The organism is Hydrogenophaga sp. (genome assembly GCF_025699295.1).
GTDB lineage: Bacteria > Pseudomonadota > Gammaproteobacteria > Burkholderiales > Burkholderiaceae_C > Hydrogenophaga.
On the sequence record NZ_JAILWB010000007.1, the window covers coordinates 200,064 to 222,878 of the forward strand.

General features: G+C 65.5%; 18 protein-coding genes. 15 read left to right on the forward strand and 3 right to left on the reverse strand.

Annotated features, from left to right (window positions below):
• Positions 1 to 2: 2 nt before the first annotated feature.
• The 12 genes from lpxD to K5880_RS09495 all read left to right on the forward strand — a co-directional run bounded on the left by lpxD (position 3) and on the right by K5880_RS09495 (position 12,465).
• Complete coding sequence (gene lpxD / locus K5880_RS09440; RefSeq protein WP_297651066.1) at positions 3 to 1,055, forward strand: UDP-3-O-(3-hydroxymyristoyl)glucosamine N-acyltransferase; 1,053 nt, start codon at positions 3 to 5, stop codon at positions 1,053 to 1,055.
• Positions 1,052 to 1,492 (forward strand): 3-hydroxyacyl-ACP dehydratase FabZ, encoded by a 441-nt coding sequence (gene fabZ, locus K5880_RS09445; RefSeq protein ID WP_297651068.1) that lies wholly within the window; start codon positions 1,052 to 1,054, stop codon positions 1,490 to 1,492. Before lpxD ends, fabZ begins: the two co-directional genes overlap by 4 nt.
• A gap of 19 nt (positions 1,493 to 1,511) precedes the next feature.
• Positions 1,512 to 2,306, forward strand: coding sequence for an acyl-ACP--UDP-N-acetylglucosamine O-acyltransferase (gene lpxA, locus K5880_RS09450; RefSeq protein ID WP_297651069.1), 795 nt, complete (start codon positions 1,512 to 1,514; stop codon positions 2,304 to 2,306).
• 7 nt (positions 2,307 to 2,313) lie between these two features.
• Complete coding sequence (lpxB, locus tag K5880_RS09455; protein WP_297651071.1) at positions 2,314 to 3,459, forward strand: lipid-A-disaccharide synthase; 1,146 nt, start codon at positions 2,314 to 2,316, stop codon at positions 3,457 to 3,459.
• The gene (gene rnhB, locus K5880_RS09460) at positions 3,431 to 4,078 is read left to right on the forward strand and encodes a ribonuclease HII (RefSeq protein WP_297651072.1); all 648 of its coding nucleotides are present in this window, start codon (positions 3,431 to 3,433) and stop codon (positions 4,076 to 4,078) included. Before lpxB ends, rnhB begins: the two co-directional genes overlap by 29 nt.
• Positions 4,078 to 4,851, forward strand: a complete 774-nt coding sequence (locus K5880_RS09465; RefSeq protein ID WP_297651074.1) for an RNA methyltransferase — start codon at positions 4,078 to 4,080, stop codon at positions 4,849 to 4,851. Before rnhB ends, K5880_RS09465 begins: the two co-directional genes overlap by 1 nt.
• Positions 4,852 to 5,049: 198 nt before the next feature.
• On the forward strand, positions 5,050 to 6,216 hold the full coding sequence (carA, locus tag K5880_RS09470) for a glutamine-hydrolyzing carbamoyl-phosphate synthase small subunit (RefSeq protein ID WP_297651076.1): 1,167 nt from the start codon (positions 5,050 to 5,052) through the stop codon (positions 6,214 to 6,216).
• A gap of 24 nt (positions 6,217 to 6,240) precedes the next feature.
• Positions 6,241 to 9,498 carry a carbamoyl-phosphate synthase large subunit gene (gene carB, locus K5880_RS09475; protein WP_297651078.1) on the forward strand — a complete coding sequence of 1,086 codons (3,258 nt, stop codon included), beginning with the start codon at positions 6,241 to 6,243 and terminating at the stop codon, positions 9,496 to 9,498.
• Between the two features lie 85 nt (positions 9,499 to 9,583).
• The gene (locus K5880_RS09480) at positions 9,584 to 10,558 is read left to right on the forward strand and encodes a helix-turn-helix domain-containing protein (protein WP_297651080.1); all 975 of its coding nucleotides are present in this window, start codon (positions 9,584 to 9,586) and stop codon (positions 10,556 to 10,558) included.
• A 129-nt stretch (positions 10,559 to 10,687) separates the two neighbouring features.
• The gene (locus tag K5880_RS09485; RefSeq protein WP_297651082.1) at positions 10,688 to 11,416 is read left to right on the forward strand and encodes an alpha/beta hydrolase; all 729 of its coding nucleotides are present in this window, start codon (positions 10,688 to 10,690) and stop codon (positions 11,414 to 11,416) included.
• Between the two features lie 132 nt (positions 11,417 to 11,548).
• Complete coding sequence (greA, locus tag K5880_RS09490; protein WP_297651084.1) at positions 11,549 to 12,025, forward strand: transcription elongation factor GreA; 477 nt, start codon at positions 11,549 to 11,551, stop codon at positions 12,023 to 12,025.
• Entirely contained in the window at positions 12,025 to 12,465 is a 441-nt protein-coding gene (locus tag K5880_RS09495; RefSeq protein WP_297651086.1) for a DUF4149 domain-containing protein, read from the forward strand. The genes greA and K5880_RS09495 overlap by 1 nt, the downstream gene beginning before the upstream one ends.
• On the opposite strand, the gene folD is transcribed toward K5880_RS09495, so the two are convergent.
• From folD to K5880_RS09510, 3 genes are all read right to left on the reverse strand, one after another.
• Positions 12,462 to 13,313 (reverse strand): bifunctional methylenetetrahydrofolate dehydrogenase/methenyltetrahydrofolate cyclohydrolase FolD, encoded by an 852-nt coding sequence (gene folD / locus K5880_RS09500; RefSeq protein WP_297651088.1) that lies wholly within the window; start codon positions 13,311 to 13,313, stop codon positions 12,462 to 12,464. The genes K5880_RS09495 and folD overlap by 4 nt on opposite strands.
• A gap of 86 nt (positions 13,314 to 13,399) precedes the next feature.
• Positions 13,400 to 14,026 carry a response regulator transcription factor gene (locus tag K5880_RS09505; RefSeq protein ID WP_297651090.1) on the reverse strand — a complete coding sequence of 209 codons (627 nt, stop codon included), beginning with the start codon at positions 14,024 to 14,026 and terminating at the stop codon, positions 13,400 to 13,402.
• Positions 14,023 to 16,578 carry a PAS domain-containing sensor histidine kinase gene (locus K5880_RS09510; RefSeq protein ID WP_297651092.1) on the reverse strand — a complete coding sequence of 852 codons (2,556 nt, stop codon included), beginning with the start codon at positions 16,576 to 16,578 and terminating at the stop codon, positions 14,023 to 14,025. The genes K5880_RS09505 and K5880_RS09510 overlap by 4 nt, the downstream gene beginning before the upstream one ends.
• Positions 16,579 to 16,793: 215 nt before the next feature.
• On the opposite strand from K5880_RS09510, the gene aceE reads away from it, so the two are divergent.
• The 3 genes from aceE to K5880_RS09525 form a co-directional block, all read left to right on the forward strand.
• Positions 16,794 to 19,505, forward strand: a complete 2,712-nt coding sequence (aceE, locus tag K5880_RS09515) for a pyruvate dehydrogenase (acetyl-transferring), homodimeric type (protein WP_297651094.1) — start codon at positions 16,794 to 16,796, stop codon at positions 19,503 to 19,505.
• 15 nt (positions 19,506 to 19,520) lie between these two features.
• Positions 19,521 to 21,194 carry a dihydrolipoyllysine-residue acetyltransferase gene (gene aceF, locus K5880_RS09520; protein WP_297651095.1) on the forward strand — a complete coding sequence of 558 codons (1,674 nt, stop codon included), beginning with the start codon at positions 19,521 to 19,523 and terminating at the stop codon, positions 21,192 to 21,194.
• A 60-nt stretch (positions 21,195 to 21,254) separates the two neighbouring features.
• Positions 21,255 to 22,815, forward strand: a 1,561-nt coding sequence (locus K5880_RS09525) for an FAD-dependent oxidoreductase (protein WP_297651097.1), incomplete at its 3' end; no start/stop codon positions are given.

The window sequence follows — 22,815 nt, forward strand, 5'->3', positions numbered from 1 at the left end:
ACGTGTCGAAACCACTGGGCGACATCGTTGAAGCCCTCGGTGGCACGCGACACGGGGCGGCCGACCTGTTGATCCAGCGGCTGGCACCCTTGGCCACCGCCGGCCCCGGGGAACTGGCCTTTGTGGCGCAGGCCCGCTATGCGAGCCAGATCGAGACCACAGCCGCGAGCGTCCTGATCGTCCCGCCTGCTCTTCAGGCCCAGGCCCTCGCGCGTGGCGCCTGCATCGTTTCCGACGACCCGTATCTGTACTTCGCGCGCCTGACGCAGTGGTGGCGTCGCGAGCACGAGGCCTTGCCAACAGCGGGCGTTGATCCTTCGGCCCGCATTGACGCCAGCGCCCGGCTGGAGGCGGGCGTGAGCATCGGACCGTTCGTGGTGGTGGGTGCCAACGCGCGCATCGCACGGGGCGCGTGCATCGGAGCGCACAGTGTGGTGGGTGCAGACGCGCGTGTTGGCGTGGACACCATGCTGGGTCCACGCGTCACGATCGGGGACCGCTGCACGGTGGGCGCGCGATGCGTGCTCCACCCCGGGGTGGTGATCGGCGCCGACGGCTTCGGCTTTGCGCCGCATCAGGGCGAATGGGTCAAGATCGAGCAGTTGGGCGCCGTGCGGATCGGCGACGATGTGGAGATTGGTGCCAACACCTGCATTGACCGTGGTGCGCTGGACGACACAGTGATTGAAGACGGCGTGAAGCTCGACAATCTGATCCAGATCGGTCACAACGTGCACGTGGGCGCACACACGGCCATGGCCGGCTGCGTGGGCGTGGCGGGGAGCGCCACCATCGGTGCGCATTGCACCATCGGAGGTGGTGCCGTGGTGCTGGGACACCTGAGCCTGGCCGACGGTGTGCATGTGTCGGCAGCGTCGGTGGTTACGCGTTCGCTGCCCAAGCCCGGCCATTACACCGGCATGTTCCCCATCGACGACAATGCGGTCTGGGAGAAGAATGCCGCCTCCCTCAAACAGCTGAACCGCTTGCGCGAGCGCCTCAAGGCCGCGGAACAGGCGATCGGACAGGCCCTTCAAAACGATTCCAAGCCATGATGGACATCCACGAGATTCTCAAGAAGTTGCCGCACCGGTACCCGATCCTGCTGGTCGACCGCGTGCTCGAGCTGGACAAGGGCAAGAGCATCAGGGCGCTGAAGAACGTGACCATCAACGAGCCGTTCTTTGTCGGTCATTTTCCGCACCGCCCCGTGATGCCGGGCGTTCTGATGCTCGAAGCGATGGCGCAGGCGGCTGCCCTCCTGGCTTTCGATACGCTGGGAGTCACGCCTGATGACAAGACGGTGTACTACTTCGCTGGCATCGATGGGGCGCGCTTCAAGCGACCAGTCGAACCCGGCGACCAGCTTGTCATGGATGTGACGCTGGAACGCATGAAGGCCGGCATCTTCAAGTTCAGGGGCGTCACCCGGGTAGGCGAACAGGTGGCGTGCGAGGCCGAGCTGATGTGCACGATGCGCACCGTCGCGTGACCACGGGGGAGGGCGCATCGTGTCTCTGATCCATGCCACTGCGCTGGTTGATCCGGCCGCGGAACTTGACAGCACGGTGAGTGTCGGGCCGTACTCGGTGATCGGGCCCCATGTGAAGATCGGGGCGGGCACGAGCGTCGGTGCTCACTGTGTGATCGAGGGCCACACCACCATTGGCCGTGACAATCGCATCTTCCAGTTCAATTCGCTCGGCGCCATACCGCAGGACAAGAAGTACGCGGGCGAGCCCTGCGAGCTGGTCATCGGTGACCGCAACACCATCCGCGAGTTCTGTACCCTCAACATCGGGTCGCCCGGTGACCGCGGCGTGACGCGAGTGGGCAATGACAACTGGATCATGGCCTACGTGCATCTGGCACACGACTGCGTGGTTGGCAACCACACCATCTTCGCCAACAACTCGCAACTGGCGGGCCACGTCGTGGTGGACGACTGGGTGATCCTGGGCGGTTTCACCGTGGTGCACCAGTTTGTGCGCATCGGCGCCCATGCCATGACGGCCATGTGCTCGCTGCTGTTCGCCGATCTTCCGCCCTTCGTGATGTGCCAGGGCCAGCCCGCCCAGGCACGCTCGATGAATTTCGAAGGTCTGCGCCGCCGGGGCTTTACGCCCGAGCGCATCTCCGCTGTGAAAGCCATGCACAAGGCGCTCTACCGGGACGATCTCACTCTGGAACAGTCGCTCGAGCGCATTCGCGGGCTGGGTGAAAGGTCCTCCGAGGTCGCGCCGGACGTGAGCATGATGCTGGACTTCCTCGGGCAGGTGTCGCCCCAGCGCGGCATCGTCCGCTAGGCCCGGCATGAACCCTCCCAAGCGTTTTGCCCTGGTAGCGGGCGAGACGTCGGGCGATCTGCTGGCAGGCTTGCTGCTTGGTGGCATGAGGCAGCGCTGGCCCGATCTGCAGTCGTTCGGCATTGGTGGGTCCCGGATGGCCGCGCAGGGATTCGACGCCTGGTGGCCCAGCGAGAAGCTGGCCGTGCGCGGCTACGTCGAGGTGCTGCGACACTACCGCGAGATCGTCGGCATCCGCGCACGGCTGCAGGAGCGCCTGCTGGGTCCATCGCGTCCTGACGTATTCATTGGCGTGGATGCGCCTGACTTCAACCTCGACCTCGAAGCGGGCCTGAAGGCGGGTGGCGTGCGCACCGTGCATTTTGTGTGCCCGTCCATCTGGGCCTGGCGTGCCGAGCGCGTGGAGAAGATCCGCCGCAGCGTCGATCATGTGCTGTGCATCTTCCCGTTCGAGCCGGAGTTGCTGGCGCTGCACGGCATTGCATCCACCTACGTAGGGCATCCCCTTGCGAACGTGATTCCCCTGATGCCAGACCGTGCCCTTGCGCGGGCCGCACTGGGGCTGCGTGACGAAGACACGGTGGTGGCGATTCTTCCGGGCAGCCGGGCGTCCGAGGTGCATTACCTGGCGCAGCGCTTTTTCAAGGCGGCGATGCTGTTGCTGAGCGAGCGCCCTCACTTGCGATTCGTCGTGCCGGCGGTGCCGGCGCTGCGCGCGCGCATCGAAGCCGAAGCCCGCTCCGCGGGGCTGGGCGGGTCGCTCGTGGTGCTGGGCGGGCAATCACACACGGCGCTGGCCGCTTGCGACGTGACCCTGATCGCCAGTGGCACGGCGACGCTGGAGGCCGCGCTGTTCAAACGGCCGATGGTGATCGCCTATAACATGAACTGGCTCTCGTGGCAGATCATGCGGCGCAAGCAGTTGCAGCCCTGGGTCGGCCTGCCCAACATCCTGTGCGGTGAGTTCGTGGTGCCCGAGCTGTTGCAGGACCAGGCCACGCCACAGGCCATGGCCCGGGCTGTGGCCGACTGGCTCGGCGCGCCTGCGAAAATCAATGCATTGCAGCAGCGTTTCACCGAGTTGCACCACACGCTGCGACGCGACACCGCTCAACTGGCGACCGATGCGATCGAACAAGTTCTTGAAGGCTGAGCAGGCGCCCCTGGTCTGGGATGCGCCCGGGTTGCTGGCGGGCGTGGATGAGGCCGGGCGAGGGCCCCTGGCGGGACCGGTGGTCGCGGCCGCCGTGATCCTGGATGACCGCGCGCCCATCAAGGGCCTTGGCGATTCGAAGCAGCTCAGCGCGGCGCGCCGCGATCGTCTGTACGACGAGATTCGCGCCAAGGCGCTGTGCTGCTGCGTAGCCCAGGCCTCGGTCGAGGAAATCGACCGGCTCAACATCCTGCAGGCCACCCTGCTGGCCATGCGCCGCGCGGTACTCGGTCTGCGCCTCAAGCCAACGAAAGTCCTGGTCGATGGCAACCGCCTGCCACCGCTGGACGTGCTGGCCGAAGCCATCGTCTCGGGCGATGCGCTGGTGCCTGCGATCTCGGCCGCGTCCATTCTGGCCAAGGTCACGCGCGACCGCATGCTGTGCGAACTGCACATTCAGTATCCCGAATACGGCTTTGACCGCCACAAGGGCTACGGTACGGCGCAGCACATGCAGGCGCTCAGGGTGCATGGCGCGCTGGCCGTGCACCGCCGCTCGTTCGCGCCTGTGGCGCGCGCGCTGGCCGCGCCCATGGCCGACCCGGACGCCACACCTTGATGGGCACGCCGAACACCATCACCTCGCGCGACAACCCGCTGCTCAAGCGTTTGCGGCTGCTGGCGTACGACAGCACTGCCTACCGCAAGCAGGGCCAGGTCTGGCTGGAGGGCGACCACCTCTGCCGCGCCTTGCTGGCGCGCGGACACCGGCCCGTCACGGCTGTGTTCTCGGAAAGCTTCTGGCCCATCGCCCCGCACGATCTGCGCGATGCGGCCGACCACGTCGTCACCGTGTCCGCTGCGCTGATGGCTGGCATCAGCGGGCTCGAATCGCCTGCAGGTGTGGGCTTCGTATGGGATCTGCCCGGCGCAGTGGCGATGCAGGCTGGCACGCCAACCGTCGTGCTCGACCGGCTGCAGGATGCGGGCAATGTCGGCTCCATTCTGCGCAGCGCGGCGGCCTTTGGCTTTGGCCAGGTGGTCGCGCTCAAGGGTACTGCAGCGCTGTGGGCGCCCAAGGTGGTCCGCGCCGGCATGGGCTCGCATTTTGGTCTGCGGCTGATCGAAGGTCTGTCGGCGGACGAACTGGCCGCGCTCGAGCTTCCGCTGCTTGTGACCAGCTCGCACCAGGGCGACTGGCTGCATCAGGCGCGCCTGCCATGGCCTTGCGCCTGGGTGCTCGGGCACGAAGGTCAGGGCGTGGGCGAGGCCCTGATGGCGCGCGCTGGCGCCTTCGTGCGCATTGCCCAACCCGGGGGAGAGGAGTCACTCAACGTGGCCGCGGCCGCCGCGATCTGTTTGCATGCAAGTGCCTCCTCGCGGGGCGCCTGAGCGCCTGTTGCGCATTTGCGCCGGGCTATAATTCCGGGGTTTACCCGCAATCGGCGCAAACCCTGCGCGCCCCGGCTTTTCACCCCAGGTTTCTCGATCCGTTTCCGACCGGCACAGGCCTGGTGCGAGGCGGGCGCGAGGCCTGCGCGGCACCTGCCGCCGGCGCCAGATCGTCGCAGCCCCACTCTGGAGAATTCCGTGCTTCCCGTCCACCCGAAAGCCCTTCTCGCGCTCGCCGACGGCACGGTCTTTACAGGCATTTCCATTGGCGCCACCGGCCAGACGACGGGCGAGGTGGTGTTCAACACCGCTCTCACCGGCTACCAGGAAATCCTCACCGATCCCAGCTACTGCCGGCAGATCGTGACGCTCACGTATCCGCACATCGGCAACACCGGCACCAATGCCGAAGACGTGGAAGCAAGCCGCGTTCACGCCGCCGGCCTGATCATCAAAGACCTGCCGCTGCTCGCCTCCAACTTCCGCAGCAGCGAAACACTTTCGCAGTACTTGCAGCGCGAGGGCACGGTGGCGATCGCCGACCTCGACACCCGCGCGCTCACGCGCCGTCTGCGCACGCACGGCGCGCAGAACGGTTGCATCCTCGCGCTGCCCGCCGGCGAGGCCATCACCGATGCGCACCGCGCCACCGCCCTGGCTGCCGCCAAGGCCGCGCCGAACATGGCCGGCACCGACCTGGCCAAAGTGGTCTCGGCCACCGCGCCCTACGCGTGGACGCAGACCGAATGGCAGCTCGGCTTCGGCTATGGCGAGCAGATCGCGCCGCGTTTCCATGTGGTGGCCTACGACTTCGGCGTCAAGCACAACATCCTGCGCATGCTCAGTGCGCGCGGGTGCAAGATCACCGTCGTGCCGGCGCAGACGCCCGCTGCCGATGTGTTCAAGCTCAAGCCCAACGGCGTGTTCCTCTCGAACGGCCCGGGTGATCCCGAGCCATGCGACTACGCGATTGCCGCCACACGCGAGATCATCGAGGCGGGCGTGCCCACCTTCGGCATCTGCCTGGGCCACCAGATCCTGGCACTGGCCAGCGGGGCGAAGACCTTCAAGATGAAGTTTGGCCACCACGGCGCCAACCATCCGGTGAAAGACCTCGACAACGGCCGTGTGAGCATCACCAGCCAGAACCACGGCTTTGCGGTGGACGAGAAAACCCTGCCGGCCACGCTGCGCGCCACGCACGTGAGCCTGTTCGACGGCACGCTGCAGGGTCTTGCCCGCACTGACAAGCCTGCCTTCTGCTTCCAGGGTCACCCCGAGGCCTCGCCCGGCCCGCACGACATCGGTTATCTGTTCGACCGTTTCATCGACTTGATGCAGGCCCGCGTGCCCGCCACCGCCTGAGCCGGCGCACACTCACCGCGAACCATGCCCAAAAGAACCGACATACAAACCGTCCTCATCATCGGCGCCGGCCCGATCATCATCGGTCAGGCCTGCGAGTTCGACTACTCTGGCGTGCAGGCCTGCAAGGCACTGCGCGAAGAGGGCTACCGGGTGGTGCTGATCAACAGCAACCCGGCAACCATCATGACCGACCCGGCCACGGCCGACGTCACCTACATCGAACCCATCACCTGGCAGACGGTCGAGAAGATCATCGCCAGGGAGCGCCCGCTGACTCCCGGTGGCTTCGCGATCCTGCCCACCATGGGTGGCCAGACCGCACTGAACTGCGCGCTCGATCTGTGGCGCCACGGCGTGCTGGAGAAGCACGACGTGGAGCTGATCGGCGCCACGCCCGAGGCGATCGACAAGGCCGAGGACCGCCTGAAGTTCAAGGACGCCATGACGAAGATCGGTCTGGGCTCGGCGCGCTCGGGCATCGCGCACAGCATGGAAGAGGCCTGGGGTGTGCAGAAGACGGTGGGCTTTCCCGTGGTGATCCGCCCCAGCTTCACGCTGGGCGGCACCGGTGGTGGCATCGCCTACAACCCGGAAGAGTTCGAGACCATCTGCAAGCGCGGCCTCGAAGCCTCGCCCACCAACGAGCTGCTGATCGAGGAGTCGCTGCTGGGCTGGAAAGAGTACGAGATGGAGGTGGTGCGCGACAAGGCGGACAACTGCATCATCGTGTGCTCGATCGAGAACCTGGACCCGATGGGGGTGCATACCGGTGACTCGATCACCGTGGCGCCGGCCCAGACGCTGACCGACAAGGAATACCAGATCCTGCGCAACGCTTCGCTGGCCGTGCTGCGCGAGATCGGCGTGGACACAGGCGGCTCCAACGTTCAGTTCTCCATCAACCCGAAGGACGGCCGCATGGTCGTCATCGAGATGAACCCGCGTGTCTCGCGCTCCTCGGCGCTGGCTTCCAAAGCCACGGGTTTTCCGATTGCCAAGGTCGCGGCCAAGCTGGCCGTCGGCTATACGCTGGACGAGCTGCGCAACGAGATCACCGGGGGCGCCACGCCGGCGAGCTTCGAGCCGAGCATCGACTACGTGGTCACCAAGATCCCGCGATTTGCGTTCGAGAAATTCCCTACCGCCGACAGCCGCCTGACCACGCAGATGAAGAGCGTGGGCGAGGTCATGGCCATGGGGCGCACCTTCCAGGAGTCCTTCCAGAAGGCCCTGCGTGGCCTGGAGGTCGGCGTGGACGGCATGAACGAAAAGACGCAGGACCGCGAGACGCTCGAGCGAGAGCTCGGCGAGCCTGGCCCGGACCGCATCTGGTACGTGGGAGACGCCTTCGCCGCCGGCTGGACGATGGAGGAGGTGCACCAGTTCACCAAGATCGATCCCTGGTTCCTGGTGCAGATTGAAGAGATCGTGAAGATCGAACTGGCGCTGGAGAAGACCAGCCTGGACGCCATTGACACGGAGACGCTGCGTGGCCTGAAGAAAAAAGGTTTCTCGGACCGCCGCCTGGCCAAGCTGCTCAAGACCAACGATCAGGCCGTGCGCGAGCGCCGCGTTGCGGAGAACATCCGTCCGGTCTACAAGCGCGTGGACACCTGCGCCGCCGAGTTCGCCACCGATACCGCTTATCTGTACTCCACCTACGAAGGCCATGGGGACGGTGAGTGCGAAGCCGAGCCGACGAACAACAAGAAGATCATGGTGCTGGGCGGTGGCCCCAACCGCATCGGCCAAGGCATCGAGTTCGATTACTGCTGCGTGCACGCCGCGCTCGCCATGCGTGAAGATGGCTACGAGACCATCATGGTCAACTGCAATCCCGAGACCGTATCGACCGACTACGACACCAGCGACCGCCTTTACTTCGAGCCGCTCACCCTGGAAGACGTGCTGGAGATCGTCGACAAGGAAAAGCCCCTGGGCGTGATCGTGCAGTACGGTGGACAGACGCCGCTCAAGCTCGCGCTCGGCCTGGAGGCTGCGGGCGTTCCCATCATCGGGACCAGCCCGGACATGATCGACGCGGCCGAAGACCGCGAGCGTTTCCAGCAATTGCTGCACGCGCTGGGCCTGCGCCAGCCGCCCAACGCCACCGCGCGCGCCGAGCCCGAAGCGCTGGAGAAAGCCGCCGCACTGGGTTACCCGTTGGTGGTGCGTCCGAGCTATGTGCTGGGCGGGCGGGCGATGGAGATCGTGCACGAGCAGCGCGACCTTGAGCGCTACATGCGCGAAGCGGTCAAGGTCAGCCACGACTCGCCCGTACTGCTGGACCGCTTCCTCAACGACGCGATCGAGTGCGATGTGGATGCAGTGCGCGACCACACTGGCCGTGTGTTCATCGGCGGCGTGATGGAACACATCGAGCAGGCTGGCGTGCACAGTGGTGACTCCGCGTGCTCGCTGCCCCCGTATTACCTGAGCAAGGCCACGGTGGACGAGCTCAAGCGACAGACCGCAGCCATGGCAGAAGGCCTGAACGTTATCGGTTTGATGAACGTGCAGTTCGCGATCCAGGAGGTGGAGGAGAACGGGGTGAAGAAAGACCTGATCTTCGTCCTCGAAGTGAATCCGCGCGCCTCGCGCACGGTGCCCTTCGTTTCCAAGGCCACCGGCATTCAACTCGCCAAGGTCGCGGCGCGCTGCATGGCCGGCCAATCGCTCGACGCGCAAGGCATTGGCGCCGAAGTCACACCGCCGTACTTCAGCGTCAAGGAAGCGGTGTTCCCGTTCGTGAAGTTCCCGGGCGTGGACACCATCCTTGGCCCAGAGATGAAGTCCACCGGCGAGGTGATGGGCGTGGGCAAAACCTTTGGCGAGGCCTTTGTCAAAAGTCAGCTGGGCGCGGGCACGCGCCTGCCCACGTCCGGCAAGGTGTTCCTTACCGTCAAGAACGGCGACAAGCCGCGTGCGGTCGAGATCGCCCGGGAGTTGGTTGCCATGGGCTTCGAGCTGGTCGCCACGCGAGGCACGGCTGCGGCGATCGACGCCGCCGGCATTGCCGTGCAGACGGTCAACAAGGTCACCGAGGGCCGCCCGCACATCGTCGACGCGCTCAAGAACGGCGATATTGTGCTGGTGATCAACACCGTGGAGGAGCGCCGCAACGCCATCGCCGACTCGCGTGCGATCCGCACCTCTGCGCTGCTGGCGCGTGTCACCACCTTCACCACCATCGCCGGCGCGGAAGCCGCGGTGGAAGGCATGAAGTACCTGGACAGCCTGGGCGTGATCTCGGTGCAGGAGATGCACGCGCAGCTCTGAGCCTGTCCCTGGTGGCCCGCCGACCATCCGGTCTGCGGGTTTGCTCCAACGCCGGGCGTCAGGTGCGCGCGCTACATTGCGGCCCATGAACATGGGCCAATTTCCTGATCGCGGCATTGCACGCAGCTGGTCCACCGAGCGGGTGGCCGCGTCGCAGCGGCTTGACTACTGGGTCGGTGCCATTTGCGAAGCGTTCCTGGAAATGGACTGCAGCTCCCGGCAGGCCCCAGTCTTTGAAGGGCAGTTGACGAGTGTGGACGCCGGGGCTCTTTCGTTCAACCAGGTCGAGGCTTCGACACAGGACGTCTACCGTACCCGTGCCGGCATTGCGCGCAGCGCGCAGCATCCGTTCTACCTGATCACACAGCGCGAGACGCCCTGGCACGTGCGACAGGGTGGCCATCGGGTGGGGCTTCGGCCAGGTGATGCCGTGTTGGTCGATTCGGCCCAGTTGTACGAGCTGCATTTCCCGGAATCGGTCACGGTGATGTCCATCCAGCTGCCACGCGCCTGGGTCGGGCAATGGCTGGCCAGAGTGGACGACCCCCTGCCACGCGTGGCGGGGCGCGATCAGGGCTGGGGACGCGCCCTGTCAGGGCTGACCCTGCAGTTTGCGCACGAGCCGCTGCTGGCGGCGCATTACCCGGCAGACCTGCTGAGCGATCAGCTCGGTGCCATGCTCGCTGCGGCGATGGAACCGCAGGAGGTCAAGGCCACGCCGGCTGCGCACGACCTGCTGACGCGGGCACGGCGCCTGCTGCAGGAGCGCCTTGACGTCCCCGGTCTCGCTGCGGCAGGGGTGGCCGCAGAATTGGGCGTTTCCGCTCGCACGCTGCACCGGGCTCTGGCGGCAGGCGCCACCAGTTTCGCGCTGGAACTGCGGCGGCTGCGGCTGTTGCGTGCCGCGCAACTGCTGGCGCAGCCCCGGTTGTCCGGTGTCACGGTGGCCGAACTGGGGCGCCGCTGCGGCTTTGCGGACGCCTCGCATTTCGTGCGCGAGTTCCAGCGCCAGTTCGGCACCACGCCCGCGCGCTGGCGCCGCCAACGCCTGTCGCACTGAGGTCCTGAGCCTGACACGCCCGGGCCATCCCGGTGGCACTGGCAGGCCATTTCTCCCGCCTACGCCTGCATATGCTTTTCCCCGGTGTCCCGACCTCCTGTCGGGGCCGACAACCCGAGGAGACAAACCATGGCAGATACCTATGTGCTGGTGCACGGAGCCTGGCACACCGGCGCGGAGATGGAGCCGGTTGCCCGGCACCTGCGCGAGCGTGGCCACGTTGTGCATTGCCCCACGTTGGCTGGCAATCGCGCCGGCGACGACCGTGCCACGATCGGCCTGAGCGAGGCCGCCCAGTCGCTGGTGGACTACCTGGTGCAAAACGACCTGCGCGGTGTTCGCCTGACGGGTCACAGCTATGGCGGCATGGTCATCAGCAAGGCCGCCGACGTGGTGCCCGAGCGCATTGCGCGCCTGGTGTACTGGAACGCCTTCGTGCCTCTGAACGGCGAGTGCCTCAACGACATGGTGCCGCCGCACTACAAAGCCCTGTTCGACGGGATTGCCGCGGCGAACGGGAACGCGGTGATGCTGCCGTACCCGATCTGGCGTGAAGCCTTCATCAACGACGCCGACGCGGCCCTTGCGCAACGCGCCTTCGATTCGCTCAACCTCCAGCCTTACAAAACCTTCACCGAGCCAGTTCGATTGCAGAACGAGCTGGCGAACATGCCCATGGGAAAAAGCTATCTGCTGTGCACCGAAGACACGGCGATGCCACACAGCCATCCCTGGCACCCGCGGTTGTCAGAGCGGCTGGGCCTGTACCGCCTGGTGGCCTGCCAGGGCAGCCACGAGCTGTGTTTCACCAACCCCGAATTGCTGGCGCGCAAGATCGAGGAAGCCGGGCGCGATTGAGGCGTCTTCGCCGGCTTGGGCGACGGATTCTTTCGCGGCATAATGGCTTTTCATGAACACCGCCGAGCGGCAACGCCCGGCGGTTTGCTTTTGTGCCGGCGAAGCGCCGCATGTCTGTAGGAGAACGTCACCGTGGCCACCATTCCGATCACCAAACGCGGCGCAGAGAAGCTCAAGGAAGAGCTCAACCGCCTCAAGACCGTGGACCGCCCCTGGGTGATCAACGCGATCGCCGAGGCGCGCGCGCAGGGGGACCTGAGCGAGAACGCCGAATACGACGCCGCCAAGGACCGCCAGGGCTTCATCGAAGGCCGCATTGCCGAGATCGAGGGCAAGCTCTCCGCCGCCCAGATCATCGACCCCGCAACGCTGGATGCGGGCGGACGCGTGGTGTTCGGTGCCACGGTGGAGCTGGAGGACGAGGACAGCGGCGCCGCCGTCACCTACCAGATCGTGGGCGAGGACGAGGCCGACCTCAAGCTGGGCCTCGTCAACATCAGCAGCCCGATTGCGCGCGCGCTGATCGGCAAGGAGGAGGGCGACGTGGCCGAAGTGCAGGCGCCGGGCGGCGTGCGGCACTACGAAATCGTGGCAGTGCGCTACGCCTGATGCCGTCGCAACGCCTTGCTGTCATCGTCGCCGCGCTGTGGTGGGGCGGCATCAGCGCATTGAGTTTTCTGGCCGTGCCGCTGCTGTTCGCCAGCCTGGGCAGCCCGGCCGTTGCCGGGCCTGTGGCGGCCCGCATTTTCAGCCTGCAGTGCTGGGCGGGGCTGGTGCTCGGCATGGCCCTGTTGGTGATCCTGCGCCGGTGGCGTGGTGAGACGGGCTCGTCCATTTCTGCATCCGCACTCACCACCATGGGCTTTGTGCTGTTCGCCATGCTGCTTGCCCTGCTGCAGGAGTTTGGCGTGGCTCAGAACATCGTCACCGCGCGCGCCAGCGGCGGCAACCTGCGCCTGTGGCATGGCGTGGGATCGGCGATGGTGCTGGGACAGTGGTTGTGCGCGGGCGCGGTGCTCTGGCGTTTGAGCGCGCCGCGCCCGGCCTAGGCGACGAGCCGCTCTGCCGATTCGAGTGTATTGACCATCAGCATGGTGATGGTCATGGGTCCCACGCCCCCGGGCACCGGGGAGATCCAGCCGGCCACTTCCTTCACGCCGTCGAAGTCCACGTCGCCGCAGAGTTTGCCTTCGTCATTGCGGTTCATGCCGACGTCGAGCACCACCGCACCGGGTTTGACCATGTCGGCCGTGAGCACATTGCGCTTGCCCACTGCGGCCACGATGACGTCGGCCTGCAGGGTCATGGCCTTCAGGTCCCGCGTGCCGCTGTGGCAGATGGTGACCGTGGCGTTCTGTTGCAGCAGCATCAGCGCCATCGGCTTGCCGACGATGTTGCTGCGCCCGATCACCACAGCATGTTTGCCCTTGAGTTGGTAGCCGACGCTCTCGAGCATCTTCATGCAGCCGTAGGGCGTGCAAGGCCAGAAGCCCGGCATGCCCGTCATGAGGGCGCCAGCGCTGGCGATGTGGAAGCCGTCCACGTCCTTGGCGGGCGAAATGGCTTCGATGACCTTCTGCGCATCGATGTGCGCGGGCAGGGGCAATTGAACCAGGATGCCGTGGATCGAGGCGTCGCGGTTCAGCGCGTCCACTCGCGCCAGCAGCTCGTTCTCGCTCAACGTGGCCGGCCAGCGCTCAAGCACCGAGTGCATGCCGGTGTCCTCGCAGGCCTTGACCTTGTTGCGCACGTAGACCTGCGACGCGGGGTTGTCGCCCACCAGAATCACCGCAAGGCCCGGTGTGATTCCCTTGGCCTTGAGCGCGGCGACACGCGCACTGACGTCGGCGCGGAGCTGGCGGGAGAGGGCGTTACCGTCGATGAGCTGGGCGGTCATGGTTGTTGGGCGTGGAGGAAGGAGTGGTGAGCGTGTTCGGGGTCACGCACAACGCACAACGCCGAACGCTCAACGGCGACGAGGCTTCAGGCTTTGGCTGGCGTTTGTCCGAGCGCTATCTTGAGCAGGTCGGCCACCGTGTTGGCGCCGAGCTTTTCCATGATGTTGGCCCGGTGGGCCTCCACCGTCTTGATGCTGATGCCCAGGTCGTCGGCGATCTGCTTGTTCAGGCGGCCGGCAACGATGCGTTCAAGCACCTGGGCTTCGCGGCTGGTGAGTTTGGAGAGCAGGGCATCGCGGCTGACGGCCTGCTGGTGGGTGGCGAAGGCCTCGCGCGCATGTTCGAGCATGCGCTCGACCAGGGCCACCAACTGGTCTTCCTTGAACGGTTTCTGGATGAAGTCCAGCGCACCCTTCTTCATCGATTCCACCGCCATGGGCACGTCGCCGTGGCCTGTGATGAATACGATCGGCAGGGGGGACTGGCGTTCGATCAGGCGTTCCTGCAGCTCCATGCCGGTCATGCCGCCCATGCGGATGTCAGCGATCAGGCAGGCCACTTCGCGTGCGTCGTAGCGGCTGAGAAAGGCTTCGGCCGATTCGAAGCAGCGGACCCGGAAGTCCTTGCCTTCGAGCAGCCATTGCAGAGAGTCGCGCACCGCCTCGTCGTCATCGACCACGTAGACGCTGCCTTTTTTGGGGATCAAACTCATCTCGCTCTTTCTGTGTCCGTCAGCGGCTCTGTGGCGGGCCCAGCCGCGGCGCTGTGGTTCTGCAGCCGCGAGACCACAGGGATCCAGAAGCTGAAGCAGCAGCCCACCACCTCCTCGCCATTGTAGATGTTCTGTACCTGCATCCTGCCGTGGTGTGACTCGACGATGCTGCGGCACAGCTTGAGACCGATGCCCATCCCCTCGCTCTTGGTGCTGTAGAAAGCCTCGTAGATGCGCTCGATCATCTCGTCGGGCACGCCGTTGCCCGAATCGCGCACCGAGAACTCCACCACGTCGATCTCGTCCAGACGGCGTGGACCCACGCGCAGCTCGACGTACCGCTCGCCGGGCGCGCGCCCGGCCTGCGCAATGGCCTCGCCCGCGTTCTTCAGCAGGTTGATCAGCACCTGCTCGATCAGGATCGGGTCGACCATGAGGCTGGGCATGCGCGCGGCCACGTAGGGCGAGAGCCTCACTTGCTGGCGCCGCAACTCGATGTCGGCCAGCTCGATGGCATTGCTCACCATCTGGGCCACGTCCGACGGACTGGGATTGGGTTCGCTGCGCTTCACGAACGCGCGGATGCGCTGGATGATCTGGCCGGCGCGCTGTGCCTGGCGGGACGTCTTCTCCAGTGCGCCAAGCAACTCATCGGTGCTGATGCGCTGCTCGCTCAAGCGCGTGATCATGCCGTTGCAGTAGTTGGTGATGGCGGTCAGCGGCTGGTTGAGTTCGTGCGCCACGCTCGAGGCCATTTCACCCATCGTGATCAGACGGCTGGCGGTCTGCGCGCGCTCGGCCTGACGCGATGCCTGGGCCTCGGCATAGCGGCGCGGCGTGATGTCGCTGGCGATCACCATCTGCGCCAGGCGGCCATCCACCCAGGTCAGGTAGCGCGTGCGCACCTCCAGCCAGCGGTCGAGTTCCTCGACGAACACCTCGGCGTTTTCGGCGCCCGCGTCGGTGAGGGTGTCGGTGGGCATGCCGGCGAACGAATCGACCGCGTCGCCGTCGTCCGGGCTGGGAGAGGGCTGATTGCCCGCCAGATCGACCAGATGCCGGTGGCCGGCACCGCGGGTGCCGAACCACAGGCGGTACATCTTGTTGGCGAACAACATCTCGTCGCTTCCCAGCGGCGCGACGGAGACCGCCGAATCGAGGCTCTCCAGCACGGTGGTGAAACGTTCGTAGGAGGCCGAGAGTTCCTCTCGAATGCGCTTGGGCTCGGTGATGTCTGTCATCGACGTCATCCAGCCGGTCTGATGACCCTTGGGGTCGATCAACGGCGAGACGTACATGCGGGCGTCGAAGATGCTGCCATCGCGGCGTTTCACATGCACTTCGAAGCCACCGGGCGTGGAACGGCCGCGCAGTTCGTCCTCCAGGCGGGCAGCGAGCTGGTCGTGCTCTTCCTCGGGCCAATAGGGGAAGGGCGCGGTGCGGCCCACAAGCTCGCCTTCGGTCCAGCCTGTCATGGAGCAGAAGGCCGGGTTGACGTAGGTGATGCGCCCCTGCATGTCGAGTGCGCGCATGCCGGTGAGCATGGAGTTCTCCATGGCGCGCCTGAAGTTGGTCTCGGCCACCAGCGCCTGCTGGGCCTGCACGCGCCGACGGGTGTGCCGCCAGGTTCCGAGCAGCATCCAGACGGTGAGCGCGGACAGCGCACCGATGACCCAGAAGAAGCCACTGCCCACGATGTCCTGCGAGGTGCGGTAGCCCTGGGCTTTGAGGATCAGGCCGTTGCCCACAGGTGAGACCGGTGCTTCGTGCTCCAGCGGCGGATTGGACCAGGGCAGCAGGCGCAGCACGGGGGTGGGCGTCTGCAGGTTGCCCGCGAGAACGTGGCCACGATCATCCATCAAGGCCACGGCGTAGCGGGCCATGATCTCGGGAGGGATGCCGAAGCGCATCAGTCCATCGACCGAATACTCCCCCATGATCGTGCCGGCGAATCGCCCTTGCTCGGTGAACGGCACATGCAGCATCAGCGTGGCGTTGCGGGGTTCCTCCCCCAGCGGTCGGGAATAGATGGGCTGGCGCAGGTCTCGTGCGAGCTCAAACGAACCATCGGTCTCACCGGGTGAGAGCGTGCTCCCGACAGGGCGCACCAGGCTCGCAGGCGCGCTGGGGGAGGCGTAGCTGGCCAACACGTTGCGCCGCCCGTCGATCCAGCTGATGGCGAACATCTCCGGGAACTGACTGACCAGCGACTCCACCTGGAACTCGAACTCGTCGCCTTCGATGTCCTTGTTGCCGACCTCGCGCGCCAGGCGCATGAGTTGCTCCTGGCGCTCGAGCAGGCGCAGGCGCAGGCGTTGCTGGGCGTATTCGACATCGCGCGTCACCGCCTCCTGCTCGCGCTCCAGTTCCTCGTAGCGAAGGTAGGTGATGGCCACCACGATGGCAGAAAGAAAGAGCAGAACCGCCAGCAATGGACCCAGGGTGGCGAAGCGATCCTGACGCGATGGCGGGAGGCGTCGCCACCAGCGTTTCCACCACACCGCCTTCGGGGGCGATGGGGGCGATGTCTGGGAGTGGGGCTGCGGAATCATGAAACCACGAGTCTACGTGAGCGGGTGCCTCGCAAGTCCTTGTCACGGCGGAGAAAACCGCAGCCTTCATGGCGTCGTGGCAACGACATGACTTGATTTCAATTTTGTAATATGAAACTAAAAAGCATATGTTGAAAAACGAAAACTTTTATGGAAGAATCCGTGACACTGCGGAAACACATCCGTAAGCTCGATTCAATCAACAGGAGACAACGATGTCAGCGAACGACGCACTCAATGGTGGTGGCGCGGGTGATCTGGACGCACAGGAAACCCGTGAGTGGATGGAGGCGCTGGGCGCCGTGATCGAGCGGGAAGGTCCGGAACGGGCGCACTTCCTGCTGGAGCAACTGCTCGAAGAGGCGCGCCAGCACAGCATCGACCTGCCGTTTTCCGCCACCACGGGCTACGTCAATACCATCGAGCCCGACCAGGAGGAGCGCTGCCCTGGCAACATCGAGATCGAAGAGCGCCTGCGCGCCTACATGCGCTGGAACGCCATGGCCATGGTCGTCAAGGCCAACCGCCACAACCCCGAAGACGGTGGTGACCTCGGCGGTCACATCGGCTCGTTTGCCTCGCTGGCCCACATGTTCGGTGCCGGCTTCAACCACTTCTGGCATGCCGAAAGCGAAAACCACGGCGGCGACTGCCTGTACATCCAGGGCCATGTCTCGCCCGGCGTCTACGCCCGTGCCTACCTGGAAGGCCGCCTGACCGAAGAGCAGTTGCTCAACTTCCGCCAGGAAGTCGGCGGCAAGGGCCTGTCGAGCTATCCGCACCCCAAGCTCATGCCCGAGTTCTGGCAATTCCCCACGGTGTCCATGGGACTGGGCCCACTGATGGCGATCTACCAGGCCCGTTTCCTGAAGTACCTGCATGCCCGCGGCATCGCCAATACCGAGAACCGCAAGGTCTGGGTCTTCTGCGGTGACGGCGAGATGGACGAGGTGGAGTCGCTGGGGGCGATCAGCCTGGCCGCACGCGAGAACCTGGACAACCTGATCTTCGTGGTGAACTGCAACCTGCAGCGTCTGGACGGCCCCGTGCGCGGCAACGGCAAGATCATCCAGGAACTCGAGGGCGAATTCCGCGGTTCCGGCTGGAATGTGATCAAGCTGCTGTGGGGCAGCGAGTGGGACAACCTGCTGGCGCGCGACAAGGATGGCGCGTTGCGCAAGATCATGATGGATACGGTCGACGGCGACTACCAGGCCTTCAAGGCCAATGACGGTGCCTACGTGCGCAAGCATTTCTTTGGCCGCGATCCCAAGACCCTGGAGATGGTGGCCCACCTCAGCGACAACGACATCTGGAACCTCAAGCGCGGCGGTCACGACCCGCAGAAGGTCTACGCGGCGTACCACAAGGCGGTGAACCACAAGGGCCAGCCCACGGTGCTGCTGATCAAGACCGTCAAGGGGTACGGCATGGGCAAGTCGGGCGAGGGCAAGAACACGGTGCACCAGACCAAGAAGCTCACCGACGAGGACATCAAGATCTTCCGGGACCGCTTCAACCTGCCGATTCCCGACAGCGAACTTGCGAAGATCCCGTTCTACAAGCCGGCGGACGACACACCGGAGATGAAGTACCTGCACGAGCGGCGCAAAGCTTTGGGAGGCTACCTGCCCAAGCGCCGCGTGAAGGCCGACGAGAGCTTCACGGTGCCGTCGCTCGAGACCTTCAAGGCGGTGCTGGACCCGACCGCAGAGGGTCGCGAAATTTCCACCACGCAGGCCTACGTGCGCTTCCTGACGCAACTGCTGCGTGACCAGGCCCTGGGCCCGCGCGTGGTGCCCATCCTGGTGGACGAGGCCCGCACCTTCGGCATGGAAGGGCTGTTCCGCCAGGTCGGCATCTACAACCCCGCAGGCCAGCAGTACACCCCGGTCGACAAGGACCAGGTCATGTACTACAAGGAAGACAAGGCCGGACAGATCCTGCAGGAAGGCATCAACGAAGCGGGCGGCATGAGCAGCTGGATCGCGGCCGCAACGAGCTACAGCACCAGCAACCGCATCATGGTGCCGTTCTACGTGTACTACTCGATGTTCGGCTTCCAGCGCATCGGTGATCTGGCCTGGGCGGCCGGCGACATGCAGGCGCGCGGCTTCCTGCTGGGCGGCACCTCCGGGCGCACCACGCTCAACGGCGAAGGCCTGCAGCACGAAGACGGCCACAGCCACATCCTGGCCGGCACCATCCCCAACTGCATCAGCTACGACCCGACCTTCGCGCATGAGGTGGGCGTGATCCTGCACCACGGCTTGAAGCGCATGGTGGAGAAGCAGGACAACGTCTTCTACTACCTGACGCTGCTCAACGAGAACTACGCCATGCCGGGCCTGCAACCGGGCACCGAAGAGCAGATCATCAAGGGCATGTACTACTGCAAGCAGGCGCCAGCCCTGAAGAAGGACGCGCCCAGCGTGCAACTGCTGGGCAGCGGCACCATCCTGCGCGAGAGCATTGCCGCGCAGGATCTGCTGGAGAAGGACTGGGGCGTGAGTGCCGGTGTGTGGAGCTGCCCGAGCTTCAACGAACTGGCGCGCGACGGCCAGGACGCCGATCGCTGGAACCTCCTGCATCCCACCGAGACGCCGCGCGTGCCCTTCGTGGCCCGGCAACTGGCCAGCACCAGCGGTCCCGTGGTCGCGTCCACCGACTACATGAAGAACTACGCCGAGCAGATCCGGCCGTTCATCCCGAAGGACAGGACGTACAAGGTGCTGGGCACCGATGGCTTCGGCCGCAGCGATTTCCGCGGCAAGCTGCGCGAGCACTTCGAGATCAACCGGCACTACATCGTGGTGGCCGCGCTCAAGGCATTGAGCGAAGACGGCAAGCTGCCCGTGGCCAAGGTGGCCGAGGCGATCAGAAAGTACGGCATCAATGTCGACAAAGTGAACCCGCTGTACGCTTGAACCGGAGACAACAACATGGCACTGATTGATGTGAAGGTCCCGGATATCGGGGACTTTGATGAGGTGGCGGTGATCGAGCTGCTGGTGAAGGTGGGCGATGCGGTCAAGGCCGAGCAGTCGCTGATCACGGTCGAATCCGACAAGGCCTCGATGGAGATTCCATCGAGCACTGCGGGTGTGGTGAAGGAACTCAAGGTCGCGCTGGGCGACAAGGTGAAGGAGGGGTCGGTGGTGCTGGTGCTGGAGGCGGCGGGTGAAGCCGCAACAGCCCCGGCGTCAGCGGCTCCTGCGCCCGTCGCAGCAGCGCCAGCAACCGCGCCTGCTGCTGCACCCGCACAGGTGGTAGCACCTGCTGCGGCAGGCCCGGTCGAAGTGCGCGTGCCCGACATCGGGGACTTCAAGGACGTGGCGGTGATCGAGGTACTGGTCAAGACGGGCGACAAAGTCGCGATTGAACAAAGCCTGATCACCGTGGAGTCCGACAAGGCGTCGATGGAAATTCCTTCGTCGGCCGCCGGTGTGCTGAAGGAGCTCAAGGTCAAGGTGGGCGATACGGTCAACATCGGCGATCTGCTGGCGGTCCTGGAAGGCGCCGTGGCCGCGAGCCCCTCACCCCAGCCCTCTCCTCAGGGGGGCGAGGGAGCCAAGGCCGCTGCTGCCACCCCTGCCGCCCCCGCCGCGGCCGCGCCCCAGGCAGCCAGCGTTTCGGCGCCTGCCGCCCCGGCGCACAACCCGACCGCGTCGGCCCCTGTGGGCCTGCCGCACGCCTCGCCCTCGGTGCGCAAGTTCGCGCGCGAACTCGGTGTGCCACTGGAAGAAGTCAAGGGCAGCGGGCCCAAGGGCCGCATCGTGCTGGACGATGTGCAGGGCTTCACCAAGGCGGTGATGTCCGGCGCCACGCAGACCCGGGCGCAGGCCGCCAGGGCTCCGGCCAGCGCAGGCGGCGACGGTGCAGGCCTGGGCCTGATCCCCTGGCCCAAGGTCGACTTCGCCAAGTTCGGTCCGATCGAGCGCAAGGAGATGGGCCGCATCAAGAAGATCAGCGGCGCCAACCTGCTGCGCAATGCGGTCATGATCCCGGCCGTCACCAACCACGACGATGCCGACATTACCGATCTCGAAGCCTTCCGCGTTGCCACCAACAAGGAGAACGAGAAGAGCGGCGTCAAGGTGACCATGCTGGCTTTCCTGATCAAGGCCTGCGTGGCCGCACTCAAGAAGTTTCCCGAGTTCAACAGCTCGCTCGACGGCGACGCGCTGGTCCTGAAGAACTACTGGCACATCGGCTTCGCCGCCGACACGCCCAATGGCCTGATGGTGCCGGTGCTCAAGGACGCGGACAAGAAGGGCGTGCTGCAGATCAGCCAGGAAATGGGCGAACTGGCGAAGAAGGCGCGCGAAGGCAAGCTCAGCCCGGCCGAGATGAGCGGGGCGACCTTCACCATCTCCAGCCTGGGCGGCATCGGCGGGCGCTACTTCACACCCATCATCAACGCGCCCGAGGTGGCCATCCTGGGCGTGTGCAAGAGCCAGATGGAGCCGGTGTGGGATGGCAAGGCCTTTGTGCCGCGCCTGATGCTGCCGCTGTCCCTGACCTGGGACCACCGGGTGATCGATGGGGCCGCCGCGGCGCGCTTCAACGCCTACCTGGGCCAGATCCTCGGCGACTTCCGTCGTGTGCTCCTCTGAAGCCTTGCGGGTCAGACCACCGCGTAGCGGTGCTCTGACCCCAACCGAATAAGGAAATTTATGGCACTGATCGACATTCAGGTTCCCGATATTGGCGACTTCGACGAAGTGGCGGTGATCGAACTGCTGGTGAAGCCGGGCGACACCGTCAAGGCCGAGCAATCGCTCATCACCGTGGAGTCCGACAAGGCTTCGATGGAGATTCCATCGAGTGCCGCCGGCGTGGTGAAGGAGCTCAAGGTCAAATTGGGTGACAAGGTCAGGCAGGGCAGCGTGGTGCTGACCTTGGAGGTGGCTGTCTCTTCTCCTTCCCCCTCTCCCGTCCCGGCGGGAGAGGGCCGGGGTGAGGGAGCCTCGGCGCCCAAGCCCTCACCCCAACCCTCGCCCGCCAGCGGGAGAGGGAGCGAAGTTGCAGCTCCCGCAGCGACCAGCTTCGCCGGCAGCGCCGACCTCGACTGCGACGTGCTCGTGCTCGGCGGCGGGCCCGGTGGCTACAGCGCGGCTTTCCGCGCGGCCGACCTCGGCCTGAAGGTCGTGCTGGTCGAGCGCTACGCCACGCTGGGCGGCGTGTGCCTGAACGTGGGCTGCATCCCGTCCAAGGCGTTGCTGCACGTGGCCGCCGTGATGGACGAGGTCAGCCACATGGCCGACCTGGGCGTCGAGTTCGGTCGCCCGGTGGTCAACATCGAGAAGCTGCGTGGCCACAAGGAAAAGGTGATCGGCAAGCTCACCGGCGGCCTGGCCGCCATGGCCAAGATGCGCAAGGTCACCACGGTGCGCGGCTACGGCGCTTTCGTCGGCGGCAACCACCTGGAGGTGGAGGAAACCAGTGGCACGGCACAGGAGAAGACGGGCAAGAAGCAGGTGATCGCCTTCAAGAAGGCCATCATCGCCGCCGGCTCGCAGGCCGTGCGCCTGCCCTTCATGCCCGACGACCCGCGCGTGGTCGACAGCACTGGCGCCCTGGAACTGAAAGACCTGCCCAAGCGGATGCTGATTCTGGGCGGCGGCATCATCGGACTTGAGATGGGCACCGTCTACAGCACGCTGGGCGCCCGCCTGGACGTGGTGGAGATGCTCGACGGCCTGATGCAGGGCGCAGACCGCGACCTGGTCAAGATCTGGCAGAAGATGAACGCCAAGCGCTTCGACAACATCATGCTCAAGACCAAGACGGTGGGGGCCAAGGCCACGCCCGAAGGCATCGAGGTGACGTTTGCTGCGGCGGAAGAGGGCGGCACGGCGCCACCGCCACAGACCTACGACCTGGTGCTGCAGGCCGTGGGCCGCACGCCCAATGGCAAGAAGATCGCAGCCGACAAGGCCGGCGTGGCAGTGACGGACCGGGGCTTCATCAACGTCGACATCCAGATGCGCACCAACGTGCCGCACATCTTCGCCATCGGCGACATCGTGGGCCAGCCCATGCTGGCGCACAAGGCGGTGCATGAGGCGCATGTTGCGGCCGAGGTGATCGCCGGCGAGCTGCAGGGCAACAAGGAACTGGCCGCGGCTGCTTTCAACGCGCGCGTGATCCCCAGCGTGGCCTACACCGATCCTGAGGTCGCCTGGGTGGGTCTCACCGAAGACCAGGCCAAGGCGCAAGGCATCAAGGTGAAGA